General features: G+C 41.5%; 19 protein-coding genes. 7 read left to right on the forward strand and 12 right to left on the reverse strand.

What is annotated here, in order from left to right; genetic code table 11:
* Window positions 1-19: 19 nt before the first annotated feature.
* The 10 genes from AC1DPK_RS05920 to AC1DPK_RS05965 form a co-directional block, all read right to left on the reverse strand.
* On the reverse strand, window positions 20-889 hold the full coding sequence (locus AC1DPK_RS05920; protein WP_076265692.1) for a menaquinol-cytochrome c reductase cytochrome b/c subunit: 870 nt from the start codon (window positions 887-889) through the stop codon (window positions 20-22).
* 18 nt (window positions 890-907) lie between these two features.
* Window positions 908-1,579, reverse strand: coding sequence for a menaquinol-cytochrome c reductase cytochrome b subunit (qcrB, locus tag AC1DPK_RS05925; protein ID WP_053376377.1), 672 nt, complete (start codon window positions 1,577-1,579; stop codon window positions 908-910).
* Between the two features lie 16 nt (window positions 1,580-1,595).
* Window positions 1,596-2,129 (reverse strand): Rieske (2Fe-2S) protein, encoded by a 534-nt coding sequence (locus AC1DPK_RS05930; protein ID WP_477509641.1) that lies wholly within the window; start codon window positions 2,127-2,129, stop codon window positions 1,596-1,598.
* A gap of 241 nt (window positions 2,130-2,370) precedes the next feature.
* A complete protein-coding gene (locus tag AC1DPK_RS05935) occupies window positions 2,371-2,793 on the reverse strand; it encodes a DUF2487 family protein (protein WP_441875282.1) in 423 nt (140 codons plus the stop codon).
* Window positions 2,794-2,989: 196 nt separating this feature from the next.
* Window positions 2,990-3,172: an IDEAL domain-containing protein gene (locus tag AC1DPK_RS05940; RefSeq protein ID WP_076265688.1), complete on the reverse strand. Its 183-nt coding sequence runs from the start codon at window positions 3,170-3,172 to the stop codon at window positions 2,990-2,992.
* A 22-nt stretch (window positions 3,173-3,194) separates the two neighbouring features.
* Window positions 3,195-3,701 carry a gamma carbonic anhydrase family protein gene (locus AC1DPK_RS05945; RefSeq protein WP_339202874.1) on the reverse strand — a complete coding sequence of 169 codons (507 nt, stop codon included), beginning with the start codon at window positions 3,699-3,701 and terminating at the stop codon, window positions 3,195-3,197.
* A gap of 105 nt (window positions 3,702-3,806) precedes the next feature.
* On the reverse strand, window positions 3,807-4,982 hold the full coding sequence (locus AC1DPK_RS05950) for a hypothetical protein (RefSeq protein ID WP_441875278.1): 1,176 nt from the start codon (window positions 4,980-4,982) through the stop codon (window positions 3,807-3,809).
* A gap of 189 nt (window positions 4,983-5,171) precedes the next feature.
* A complete protein-coding gene (locus tag AC1DPK_RS05955; RefSeq protein ID WP_477509642.1) occupies window positions 5,172-5,753 on the reverse strand; it encodes a histidine phosphatase family protein in 582 nt (193 codons plus the stop codon).
* A gap of 69 nt (window positions 5,754-5,822) precedes the next feature.
* A complete protein-coding gene (locus tag AC1DPK_RS05960; RefSeq protein WP_430058651.1) occupies window positions 5,823-6,425 on the reverse strand; it encodes an anti-sigma factor family protein in 603 nt (200 codons plus the stop codon).
* On the reverse strand, window positions 6,422-7,018 hold the full coding sequence (locus tag AC1DPK_RS05965) for an RNA polymerase sigma factor (protein ID WP_076265683.1): 597 nt from the start codon (window positions 7,016-7,018) through the stop codon (window positions 6,422-6,424). The genes AC1DPK_RS05960 and AC1DPK_RS05965 overlap by 4 nt, the downstream gene beginning before the upstream one ends.
* Before the next feature lie 396 nt (window positions 7,019-7,414).
* On the opposite strand from AC1DPK_RS05965, the gene AC1DPK_RS05970 reads away from it, so the two are divergent.
* The 7 genes from AC1DPK_RS05970 (at window position 7,415) to AC1DPK_RS06000 (ending at window position 11,245) form a co-directional block, all read left to right on the forward strand.
* The gene (locus AC1DPK_RS05970) at window positions 7,415-7,759 is read left to right on the forward strand and encodes a hypothetical protein (RefSeq protein ID WP_477509643.1); all 345 of its coding nucleotides are present in this window, start codon (window positions 7,415-7,417) and stop codon (window positions 7,757-7,759) included.
* A gap of 65 nt (window positions 7,760-7,824) precedes the next feature.
* On the forward strand, window positions 7,825-8,496 hold the full coding sequence (locus AC1DPK_RS05975; RefSeq protein WP_477509644.1) for a class F sortase: 672 nt from the start codon (window positions 7,825-7,827) through the stop codon (window positions 8,494-8,496).
* Between the two features lie 255 nt (window positions 8,497-8,751).
* The gene (locus AC1DPK_RS05980; RefSeq protein ID WP_339202884.1) at window positions 8,752-8,937 is read left to right on the forward strand and encodes a hypothetical protein; all 186 of its coding nucleotides are present in this window, start codon (window positions 8,752-8,754) and stop codon (window positions 8,935-8,937) included.
* A 392-nt stretch (window positions 8,938-9,329) separates the two neighbouring features.
* The gene (locus AC1DPK_RS05985) at window positions 9,330-9,509 is read left to right on the forward strand and encodes a hypothetical protein (protein WP_430058644.1); all 180 of its coding nucleotides are present in this window, start codon (window positions 9,330-9,332) and stop codon (window positions 9,507-9,509) included.
* 127 nt (window positions 9,510-9,636) lie between these two features.
* Window positions 9,637-9,750 carry a sporulation protein YjcZ gene (locus AC1DPK_RS05990; RefSeq protein WP_083681477.1) on the forward strand — a complete coding sequence of 38 codons (114 nt, stop codon included), beginning with the start codon at window positions 9,637-9,639 and terminating at the stop codon, window positions 9,748-9,750.
* A gap of 202 nt (window positions 9,751-9,952) precedes the next feature.
* Complete coding sequence (locus tag AC1DPK_RS05995) at window positions 9,953-10,063, forward strand: YjcZ family sporulation protein (protein WP_441875260.1); 111 nt, start codon at window positions 9,953-9,955, stop codon at window positions 10,061-10,063.
* A 285-nt stretch (window positions 10,064-10,348) separates the two neighbouring features.
* Window positions 10,349-11,245 (forward strand): NAD-dependent epimerase/dehydratase family protein, encoded by an 897-nt coding sequence (locus AC1DPK_RS06000; protein WP_477509821.1) that lies wholly within the window; start codon window positions 10,349-10,351, stop codon window positions 11,243-11,245.
* A 12-nt stretch (window positions 11,246-11,257) separates the two neighbouring features.
* Here the strand turns inward: AC1DPK_RS06000 and AC1DPK_RS06005 are convergent, their stop codons facing one another.
* Both AC1DPK_RS06005 and AC1DPK_RS06010 read right to left on the reverse strand, forming a co-directional pair.
* The gene (locus tag AC1DPK_RS06005) at window positions 11,258-11,746 is read right to left on the reverse strand and encodes a MarR family winged helix-turn-helix transcriptional regulator (RefSeq protein ID WP_339202888.1); all 489 of its coding nucleotides are present in this window, start codon (window positions 11,744-11,746) and stop codon (window positions 11,258-11,260) included.
* A gap of 123 nt (window positions 11,747-11,869) precedes the next feature.
* Entirely contained in the window at window positions 11,870-12,715 is an 846-nt protein-coding gene (locus tag AC1DPK_RS06010; RefSeq protein ID WP_441875254.1) for a copper amine oxidase N-terminal domain-containing protein, read from the reverse strand.
* Window positions 12,716-12,794: the final 79 nt, after the last annotated feature.

Below are 12,794 nucleotides of genomic sequence, written 5' to 3' on the forward strand. Positions count from 1 at the left end.
TCAGGTTTTTTTCGATGATTTATTCTGTTGCCGCTTTTTGTTTGGACAGCCAAGTAGTCAGCTGATCAATTTCTTCGGCAGATAAAGTATCAGCGAAAGCTGGCATGCCGTTACGACCATTCGTAACTACTTCTACAAGCTGCTCTTTCGACAAAACGTCACCAACGCCAACCAAGCTAGGAACAGATCCTTGGCCTTTTAGGTCAGCTGCATGACAGCTGATACATTTTGCTTGCTCAGCAATTTTCATTGCTGGATCATTTGCATCAACAAGTGATGCTTCTACTGCTGGTTTCGTGTAGTTCGGACGCTCTTGGCCTGCTAGTGCAGCCTCACGCGCCTTCTCTTCACGCTCAATATGTTCCGGTACTTGTCCGTTAATTTCAAGCTGATGCTGGTAGTGATCCCAAGAAACAACTGTCAAGTAAACGCAAGCTACAAGTGTTAGCCCCATCAATGAAGATGCAATCGGACGACGGTAGAAGCGGCGTTCCTTGCCAGTGTCGAGGAATGGTGCTAGCAACAATGCGCCAAACATGACTCCGGGAATACCTACTGTTCCGAGCAAAATGTAATCTTGCGAAACATATGGGTATTTCAAAAATTGATACAAGAACAAAAAGTACCAGTCCGGCATCGGTATAAATGCCGCATTCGTTGGATCTGCTGGATAACCAAGTGGTGCTGGTTCAGCAATAACCCATACAAGAAAACCAACCAAAACGACACAGCCGACCATCCATTCCTTAAGCAGGAAGTTTGGAATAAACGCTTCCGATTTACCTGGAAAAGACGTGTAGTCCGGAGGAATGTTCGGATGGTTGTTTTTCTTAACACGCGAGTCGCCTACATAGACAACCTTCTCGTTCGAATTATGACCATGCGCCATAAGTATGCCTCCCTTCGCTTAAAGTGGTCCCGAAATACCTTGTTTCCGAATCATGATAAAGTGCGCTGCCAACATTGCAATCAAAGCGCCAGGTAAGAAGAATACATGGATCGCGAAGAAGCGAGTTAGTGTTTGTGCGCCTACGATATCGCCGCCGTAAAGGAATGAAGCGAGATACGGTCCGATTACCGGTACGGATTCAGCAATTTGGACACCAACTTTTGTTGCGTAGTAAGCTTTGTTATCCCAAGGAAGCAGGTAACCTGTAAATCCTAGGCCTAACATGATGAAGAAGATGAGCATTCCGACAACCCAGTTCATTTCCCTCGGCGCTTTGTAAGAACCGGTAAAAAACACTCGAAGGGTATGTAAGAACATCATAACAATAACTAAACTTGCCCCAAAGTGGTGCATGCCTCGAACGATTTGTCCGAATGCAACCTTGTGCTGCAGGTAATCAACGCTTGCATATGCGTTGATAATATCCGGAACATAATACATCGTCAAAAACATACCGGACAAAATTTGAATAACAGTGATAAAAAACGTCAGACCGCCGAAACAATATACGAATGCGGAAAAATGATGCGCTGGGTTAACGTGCTCAGGCACTTCATGGTCAGCCACATCTCTCCACAGAGGCGTAATGTCAAGACGCTCGTCGATCCAGTTGTAAACACTTTTAAACATCTGCCATACGACCTCCTTATTTCATTCTTGTATTCGGCATTACTGGACCCAAGTACACGAAGCCGTCTTCAAGCTTCACTTCGTACTCATCCAATGGGTTCGGGGCAACTGTAATGTTTTTCCCGTCTTTCGTGTAGCGCGCATCGTGACAAGGACAATCGTATTCATTTTGACCTTTTGTGTTCCATCCGATCGTACAACCTAAGTGTTTGCAAACTGGTGAAAGTGCAAAGATCTTGCCATTTGCATCCTTCGAAATCCAAGCTGCAAGCTCTGGGTCACTTACGTACCAACCGTCGATCTGATGAATTTTAAATTTGAATTCTTGCGGTTCGTTCGTAATTTTGCTCTCTTCCACAACTTTTACGTATGTACCCTCGCCCTTTTTCTTAAGGAGTGGATCCACTGCGAAACGAACCATTGGTAATACCGCGCCGCCCATCATAAATGCAGTTGTGCCACCAAGCGTATATGACAAAAATTGACGCCGGGACATTTCTTTGCGCTGAACCGGTCGATTCGCGGTCTCGTGTTGTTCATGGTTACTCATCTTCTGTTCTAACCCCCTTTGCCAACCATATCTCGCGTCTTGCCGCAGGGCAAAAACACATGACGAACTAGGACATAACTTATAATAGCCTAGGTGCTTGGGAGCGTCAAGAATATGGCTTCATATTTGAACGTTTATCAAATTATCGTTCAATAATTTGTTATCATTTTGTCACATTTGACCTTGTCTGGCATTTGTTTTCCCCGAAATCTAACTATATTATACGACAATTTTATGAAATTCATGTAGTCTGTCCACTCCATAAACTCCGTATCGCATTAGAAACATCAGATTGCTGCGGAAACTCACCATCTTGATTCGGACCAAACCATAAATCCACTTCTGGACACTCGGCAATCAATTGATTATTTGCAGTTACCGCAATAACATAACGAAACCCGCCGCGTTTCGCCGCAGCACACCACTCATTTAAATGCTCTGAGAGACGCTCGCTGTCGGAGATGTAATGCCATGCAGGATAAGTGACCACCCTCCCTTTAAAAGGGATTTCAATTAAATCCATTATGTCCCTAAGCTGCTCAAGCCATTCTGTTGCCTCATACGGCTTTGCTGCATTCGGCATTCCAGTCACAGGAAGCAGGCAAGTATCCAAATATGGACTTAACTCATCCCATTGCTCTTTTGTTATTTCACTAAATTTCATCGTTTACATTCTCACTCCTTAACATAATTGCAGCCTATATCAACATCACTGATTCTATGTTAACTCCATTTCCGCTCCTTGCCAAACCAAATGTACAGAAAAAAGCCTCCCTGTGTCAAAACCGAACAGATTCGTTCGCATTTAACTGGGAAGCTTCCTCGCTCAATCGTCATTTTTACAAAAAAGACGATACGCGTTATTTTTTTAAAGCATTTAGCTGTTTTGCGAGACGGTAAAACGTATCCTCGTCACCAGCGGCCAATGCTTTGTCAATTGCCGTATAAATTTGGTTGGTTTGAAATTTCAATACCGCTTCGTCAAGCACAAACTCTGCGGCCAAACCTAGCATGGCTTCATACGTTACTTTCATTTTGTCCATAGGATACACCTCCAAACCGGCGTTAAGAGATCCTATATTCTATTCCCTTTGTCACGTAGCTCTCCATCGTTTTTTTCATACGCAGTAAATCGTCCTCTGTTAACTCTCTTACGACTTTGGCGGGTGATCCGATAGATAGAGTATAGGATGGTATTTTTTTGTTCTCTGTAACAATCGAACCGGCTCCTATTAAAGCATATTCACCAATGTCTGCGCCGTTAAGTACGATTGCCCCCATTCCAATTAATGTGCCTCTGCCTATCGTACAGCCGTGTATTATAGCGGCATGGCCGATAGACACCTCATCAGCTAGAATCAAAGGTTGATTCACATTCAAGTGACCGACGACTCCATCTTGAATATTGCAGCTATGACCGATTTGTATAGGTGCAAGATCCCCTCGCAGTACTGCATTAAACCAAACGGTGCTTTTCTCAGCAATCGTTACGTCACCAATTATTTTTGCACCTTCAGCTATGTATACATCTTCATGAATCTTTGGCATTACGCCTTTGTATGGGATCAACAATTTTCTTCAGTCCTCTCCAAGCGATCAAATATAACAAGCCATTTCTGTCGTATTCTTATACTGTAGCTTATATTTGATCTTACTCCAAGAGTACGATTTCCAAAATCAATGGACCACTATCGGACCTGATTCCTCAAGGCTCACGCCAGCAACTACAGCTCGTCCTGCCTTGGTCATACGGACTACAGCCCCATAAATCGGATGCTCCCCAAGCCGAAGCAGCCCCAAATGAACCATCATAGCCATAATTCTCTGTTCCAAAATCGTATTTGCATCATCGTAAAAGTAAGGCTTAATGAACGGAACAAGTACCGTTCTGAGCGACTCAACCGTAACCCATTCCACAGCGAGGGTGTTAATCCAATGCACGAGCGACAGTAAATGTGTAATTGGTCCCTTGTATAGCTTCAACCAATATCGATAGATTTGCTCTGCTTCGCTTGAAGGCCTGCTCTTCATGCGCTCTTCACCTGGACCCGTAACTGTCAAAAGCGTCTGATTTTCATTAATATACTTTGCGTGATAACAGTAATCGTATACGAATGAGAAACGATTCGGATATTGGTTAAAATGTCTGCCATATCCAAAACGCCATGCTCCTTTTGCAGGCAGCTCCTCTTGCACGCCAAAACGATCAAGCAGCTGCAGCGTAAATCGCTTGTACATCGACCCATCAGCTGTTAGCTGGATTTCATTATGGTACGTGTAATGAAGCAGATGTGTAATATCGTCGTGAATAAGCATTTGCTCATCCCGGTAAATAGGCGGCTCATCCGTATACTGCAGATCAGCGGCAAACCTCCTCGCAAGCGTATCGCGGAAGCGCGTCTTCAAATCGTTTGGAACCTGAAAGAGATATCTGCTTGGGCCACTGAAGCCATTGAACAACCAACCGTGATGCTTGAATTTAGCTATCATTTCTCGCGGGCTAAGCTGCTTTTCGACTGCTTCTGTCTTTTTTTTGCTGCGTTTTGTTTTTTTCGGCGGGTCTAACTCCGGTTTGATGATCTCTTCTCCAAATCTGCTGTGCTGCACCCGAGCGAGCAAATCCTCTAAACTAAAGGAGTTTCTTGCTTCGAATAACAAAGAGTTGAGGAATCGTAAATCCTCCATCTTCATGCTGCTTATTTGCGCTTCAAAAACATCATTTCGACTTACGGTAGAGAGAATGGATTGGATCAAATCGTTTTTGGAATGTCCATTGCATTCGCAACGGTAAACATCTGCAATTCTGCTAAGTTGTTGAATATCAGCGTACCCTAGCATATCCGATAAATTCATAGCTCTCTCCTTTCTACAGAAGCCGCCTTATCACTCGGGCGCCCCGCTTCGTAAGGGTATTGTGTAATGAATAAGCGTCAGTTGATATCATTATGGGAAAATATCTATTGTTTTATAACCTAGATTACAAGGAGTTTATACAAAAAAAGCCGCACCTTAATAAATAAAGGCGCAGCTCGTATGCGATTCCTATGCTTCATTTAAATGGATCGTGCAATTATACAGCTGCGGATGCCATTTCTCATCACGCAGCTCCAAGATAGAATAAGACAAGTTGGATAAATATTGATCCTCGAGATCCGAACATATCTCTTCCATGATTTGAGCCAAAAAGCTGCCATGAGAAACGACAAGCAAGTTGCGCTTTGGATACTTCAGCTTCCATTCATTAATTGCGCTCAAGCCTCTTGCTCTGACCTCATCATTAGACTCTACACCTTCAGCAATTTCTCGCCAATTCGTTCCCCAGCGTTCGTGACGCTCCTGCTCCCTCGTGCCTTCAACCTCGCCAAAATACCTCTCTCTCAAGCGCGGCTCACTTTCAAGCAAAGGAATATTTAACTTCAAAGCGATAATCTGTGCTGTCGCATGAGCCCGCTGCAGATCACTTGATATAACAGCATCCCATATCTGGTCTTCACGGCTTAATCGCTCTGCCAATGCTTTGGCTTGTACAATACCTACTTCATTCAATGGAATATCCGTTTGCCCTTGAATCTTTCCTTGTTCATTCCAGTCCGTCTTACCGTGGCGCACTAATCCAATCAACAAGCCGTATTCAGCTCCTTTATATAGTAGACATAACAAAAGCTCCCTAGGGAGCTTTATCATACATCAACATTAGCTTCGTGTTCTAGAGAGCCAGTTCAAAATCAGCAGCGTCATAATAAGACCAAGCAAGGACAATGCAACATAATATTGCGGGAAGGCCGGCATAACCTTTAGAACGAATGGCTCGCTAATGCTGGCAACCGGAACCTCTGCATAAAATCCTGCTGTAATTAAACCATCACCAGACGCATTTGCTGTGTCCATCAATCCGCTTAGCTCGGCAATTTCAGCTTGTGAAACACCGCCATCATTATCAAATATGAATACAAAGAATGCACTTGCAAACAAAGCCATACAAGCTGCAACGATCAGCGCGATATTACGGCGAAACGACTTCGAAAACTGATAGCTTTTGTGCGGAACAGGCATTAACCAAGATTCCTCAGCGTAAATGCGATCCATCACATTTCGATTCACATGCTCCATAGGACCGAGGCTCTCATCTTCCTCTGATAAGAAACGAATGATATCCTCGCTCTCTTCCCACAGCTCAAACTGCTCCGCACATGTCTTGCACTCAAGCAAATGAGTGTCTATTGCTATCCGCACTTCATCGTGATCAGCTAAATCCCAATATTCGCCGAATTTGTCTTGCGCATCGTTGCAATTCATCTCGTATTCATCCCTTCGAATTCCTCCATCAGCGGCGATTGTCCGAAATACGGCTCCAGCTGCGTTTTTACGCTTGCTCTTGCTCGGAATAGCAGTGATTTAACAGAACTGACCGTTTGTCCTAAAATATTAGCAATTTCTTGATAGTCCAGCTGGTCATATTCCCGAAGAATAAGCGCTGAGCGTTGTTTTTCTGGCAAATTGTTTATCGCTTCTCGCACCATCGCCATACGTTCATTTCTTAGCACATGCTGCTCAGGAACCGCATCAAGCGCTGCGACAGGCTCGAATCCCGATTCATCAAGCGACACATGCGCTGATTTTTGCTTGCGAAGCTCGCTAAGTACTGTATTTCGCGCAATCGTATATAACCACGTCGAAAAAGAAGCATCCAATTCGCGAAACGAATGAAGGCTGCGGTAGGCTTTATAGAAGGTCTCAGAACACAAGTCTTCGGCCATAAGCTCGAGCTTTGCACTCTTCAGCATGTGATAAATAAACGCTAAAATTTTTCGTTGGTAGCGCCGCATAAGCTCGGAGTACAGCTCGACATTGCCATCCTTTATCTCTCGTATCAACTGGGAATCAGTCATGACAGGCGAACCTCCTCCACCTGCGGATTATTCCCGGACCGCTATATATCATTGTACCGTCCCGGGAACGAAAAGTTGCGGTGTTTATCATAATTAATTCAAAAAACACGAATATACATATAATTCGTGTTTCGAGGGCAAATTCCTGCCTCTTTCGACAAAAGGATAAAATACAATATTTTTACAAATGTGGATGCGTAATTATAGATTTCGGACTCAAGCTGATCTATAGCTATGTATTGGAAATAAAGTTTTATTCTACTCGCCTTACAGAGTTCTTGCAATATAAATCGCTTTCTTTAGGCTGGTAAAGGTTCACATTCATGATTATTGGCTTCAATGGAGAACATGACAATGCACAATCATTTAAACAACAATTTGGAGGTCATAACCGTTATGAAAAAAACAATTATCGCCGTTTTCTCAGCATGTCTAATCTTTAGTGCAAGCTCTGCTGTGTACGCTGCTGCTCCTGTATCTGAAAAAGAAATGCATATGAAGAAAGTGGAAGATAAGAAAAAGCATCAAATGCATGTAAAGAAAATGGAAGAGAAAAAGAAACATAAAATGCATGCTAAAAGCCTTCATGCAAAAAGCATCCATGCAAAAAAAGCTCATGAAAAAAACCTACATGCTAAAAGCTTGAAAGCAAAAACTTTGAAGGCAAAAAACTTGAGAGCAAAAGAAATTACTAAAATGCCGAAAACCGGCTTCGGCGGCGCCAGCGAACAAGCTGAATAAACAGTAAAAAACGAGGGGATCTACTCTCCCCTCTCTTACTAACTTTGAAAAAGTTTATATTGCAATTGATAGCTGCAGCTATTTTTGCCGGGTGTACAGCCTGCAGCTACTCAAATGATCAAGATCATGGTATTAAGCCTCAAATAACAACAACAAAATCTGAGTATAATGAACCCATTGTAAAAGCAGAAACCATGCCGAGTCCACCGCCTACAAATCATAATCAAATCATTCCGAATACAATTTCTAAAGTAAAATTAGAGGGAATCGTACCCATTAAACTTTCCATTCCCGCTCTAGAAATCGATGCGATCATAGATCCAGTCAGCATAACAGAAAACGGCCAAATGGATGTTCCATCAAGCACCAAGAGGGTAGGGCTATTATCTAATGGCATTCTTCCTGGCATGGTCGGCAATTCAGTTATAGATGGACATGTTGACAGCCATACAGGACCAGCCGTATTTTACAGATTAAAGAACATAAAATTAGGTGACATGATTTCAATAAAAAGTAAAGAGGACTGCACCATCGATTTTAAAGTGGAATCGATTGAAATATTCAAAACATCCGAGGCTCCACTTTCGAAAATTTTTGGTCCCGCGGACGAGTCTCGTTTAAATTTAATTACATGCACTGGTAAATTCAATCGTAAAAATCAAGAATACTCAGAACGGCTCGTCGTTTTTGCAAAACGGCACTCCGATAAAAAAATATGCAAATCTGCAAGCAGCTAAAACCCATGATCTGATTCAGTTGAATAGTGGAGGTCAAAACGACGCCATTAATTGAATCATTGATGGGTTTTTTCTATGGTATTCATCCTTCTAACCGCATATGTACATTTACTTTTTTATCATATCCCTCTCCTACCTATTTCCTTCTAATAGTCACATGACATAGAAACTATGCCTCTGTAACAAACACACAAACACTTAAATAGATACAAACATATCTTATATAGCAGTCAAATAAGAGGAGGTTTTTAAATAATGGCTCATAATATCGGTATTATCCTCGTTCTTTTCATTCTTTTGGTTATTGTCGCTTGCAGCTGCGGTGTCTTCGGTCGTAATGAGAGAAACGATGACAGAGAAGAAAACAACGATGTACGCAGCAACGAAAACAATAGAGTAAGCGACAGAGGTTACAACGGCGGTTGTGGAGTAGGCTATTAATCCCTCAATTTAGCTTCAGACATGGATAATTTGTATTTCCCTGCCAAACAACCAATAACTAAACGGCATCCATGTATAACTTACTTTCTAAACAGCAGCAAGGAGGTGAATTTCTTATATCAGGATCAGTAGGCGGTGCTCACAATAACATTGGTTTTATTCTCGTGTTGTTTATTTTGTTAGTCATTATTTCTTGCAGCTGCGGTATTTTCGGTGGCAGATACTAGTCGTATATAAGATCCAGTTTAACAAGATTCCATTAGATTATTTGCTCTATCTTCATTTACTAGTCTAATGACATTGAAACTATGTCTATGTAACAAACACACAATCAAAAAATGAGAGTCAATCATACGTTATATAGTAGTTAAATAAGAGGAGGTTTTAAAATAATGTCTCATAATATCGGTACGATCTTGGTTCTTTTCATCTTATTAGTCATTGTTGCTTGTAGCTGTGGCGTATTGGGCCGCAATGAAAGAAGAAATGAAAATCAAGTTGAAAGTGTCAACGAAAAAAGAAATGACAGAGTGAGCGACAGAGGTTACGGCGGCTGTTGCGGAGGCTACTAATCCTATTTTCACCACTCTGCTCGCTCTATGAGATGGATAAACATACTCTATCTACCCATTATCCTGTCTTATAGCTATAGCTTTAACTAACTTGCTCTATAAGATAATACAAGGAGGTGAATGTTTTATGTCAGGATCAGTTGGCGGTGTAAATAATAATATTGGTTTTATTCTTGTACTCTTCATTTTGCTCGTGATTATCTCTTGCAGCTGCGGAATTTTCGGTGGTAACAACTACTAATCATTAGCGATTGGATATGACTTATTCACTTGTCCTACAGACTACAGAGTATCCTTAACGGTCTTCCCTATACAAAACCTCTAATCCCCTATTATAGGCTAATGATACTGGGCATATGTCACCCCATGACAAATATCCAGTCACTAAGCTTTTGCTATGCATACCTTACAATGTATTCAAGTCGCAAGGAGGTGGATGTTTAATGTCAGGATTCGTTGGTGGTGCTCATAATAATATTGGTTTTATTCTGGTACTGTTTATTTTGTTGGTGATTATCTCTTGCAGCTGCGGTATTTTCGGTGGTGGTTACTAATAAATAATAATTGAAGGGCTTACTGCTGCTCTCACGCATTCAAAATGCTGAATACACTTAAGCCTCTCCAGAAGACCCATTATGTGGGTCTTCTTTTTTTTTTAATTTTGAATCTAATCCTTGCTTACATAGTCAAAAAAATGTTCACACATGCTCTTTCAGATGTAGCCCTTAATTGAATTACCTTTTTTTATGAAAGTATTGACAAAATAGTAAAACCGCTAAATAATAAAATAAATACATTAGTTAGTAAATTAATTAATTTGAGGAGGTTTTTTATTGAAAGTGTTCATTACAGGAGCTACTGGGTATATCGGCTTCGCGGTAGCTAAACAATTCCTATCCCAAGGTTATCAAGTTTCCGGATTAGTTCGAACACAAGAAAAAGCTAAGCATTTAATAAAATTAGGCATCTCCCCTGTCATAGGCGATCTTGCTGATCAGGCTTTGCTGGCGGAATGTACTCATGCTGCTGATGCTGTCATTCATACTGCTATTTCGCATAATTCTGACATGGAAAAACTAGATGTTCTTGCAGTTGATGCCATGTTAGACGGTTTGGAGGGCACTGGCAAAACATTCGTATATACGAGCGGAACGTTAATCTATAACGATACGCTTCATAATGTCGTTGATGAGGATTCGGCTGTAAAGCCATTGCCGTTCTTGCAATGGAAAGCAAATCAGGAGCAAAAAGTGCTGACAGCTGCTGAGAGAAACATTTGTACTGTCGTTATTCGACCAGCTCTCGTTTACGGACGTGGTGGCGGTTTAGTTGGGGCGACTATTCAAAGAACGAAGCTCACTCAATTCGCCAAATACGTTGGTGATGGACTAAATGCATGGTCAACCATTGACGTAGACGACTTGGCAAACCTTTATGCATGCGCTTATACATTTGTATCTCCTGGGGCGTTATATAACGCTGCTTCCAGGGAACTCATTACGACCAAAGAGCTCATGATAGCAATTGGCAAAATTGCCGGCGTCGCTGAAATTGAATCGTGTAGTTATGAGGAAGCTGTTCATGTTTTGGGCCCTGCTGCTTGGGGAGCGAGCATTAACCAAAGAATATCTGGTTTGCGTGCTGAACAGCAGCTGCAATGGAGCCCCTCTGCCAACTCGATCGTCAAAGAAATGGAGGAAGGTTCTTACCAAGCTCTGGCAAAAATAAAACGATAGTCCGTTACCGGACTATCGTTTGGATGCTTCGCTATCTTCATAAGTATTCAGAAATTTTATGGATTTAGCTAATATTCGTATGAGTTGCTCGGCGTCATCTGCACCTAGATGTTCTCGCAAGTGCTGAAAACGTTCAAATAGCTCTGTCTCCCTTGCTCCAACAAATTCATGTCCAGCTTCAGTTGCTGTAACAAGAATGGATCGTCGATCACTTGCATCCATCGTACGAGTAATATACCCGATCTGTTCAAGCGATTGTATGACATGCGTCACAGCAGCTGAGGTTATTTTCAACTGTTTGCTTAGATCGGAAACTTTAATGCCATTAGAACCCGGCGGACATAAATACGTCAAGTAAACAAGCAAGTTTGATTCGCTCTGCCGGAGCTCCTTAGAAGGACTAAACACATGCCCGACACGCTTCAATTGGCCGAATACGAGCGCAAGTTCCTTCGTTAAGTGATCTATATTCGTTCCTTGAAAGTTATCGTCATTACTCATACCATTATGAGCCCCCATAAGCTTTTTCCAATTTATTTTTAAATTATTTACTAAATTAATAATGGTGTCAAGATGGAAAGTCAAGCTTCATTTTTTATGGATGACTCAAAGTTAATCCAAACCTTATCTTTCATTTAACGGTTTAAACGTCCTGCCCGCGATGAGTATGTACTGTAATTCATTTGGCTGAATGATCGTGCCTCCACCTGCGTTTAATTGTTTTTTGATGATGGCATCCTTTTTAACAGCTGGTCTTGGCCTATCCTTAATATCCACTGTAGAATCATCTGCATCCATGATGGATGAGTGTTCAAAATATACGATAGTATGCAGATCCTCTTGTCCCTCCGGTATATCTTTCCCTGTACTATTTTTGGCAGTTACGGTTAGATCAATGAGCGATACTTTATTTTTCACAAAGACATTATATGAAATTTCTATTGGCTGGAACGCATTGGGGTCTGCTGTTCTTGCTATCCCTACTCGGTCATCATCAGAAAGATACTTCAGTTTTCCTTGCTTTAATAATCGTTCGTCATTCAAAGTGATCACATTATTTTCATTCGTGACTTTAAAAGAGAAGGAATCAAAAAGTATTCGAGCTGGAACGAGCAGAAAACCTTTCTCCACTACTGCTTTAGTGTCCATCTCTACATTTTGACCATTAACCTTTGCAGTCTTATTGCCTGCCTGAATTTGAACAATGTTCTCCCCTTCTTTAATTTCAGCTGTTTTCGTTTGGTTATTATAAGAAACTGTAGCACCCAGCAATTCACTTACAGATCTTAATGGTAAAATCAATCGATTCTGTTTATCAACATAAGGCTCCTTTGGATAGGTATATGCCACATAATAATTGTTCATTTTCAAAATAACAGGTGTACTTTTTTTGGGTGCAGCATAACTGACAGCTGTTATGGAGAACATCATTACACCCGCAATGGTCAATTTTATTAATTTTCTCATCATTTAACAAACACTCCTTTTTTAGCATTTATGGATAAAACGTAATTCTCTATCCATTTGTTGCGCTAAAGCCCGAATTAGG

The sequence above is a fragment of the Paenibacillus sp. 01T424 genome (assembly GCF_056398745.1).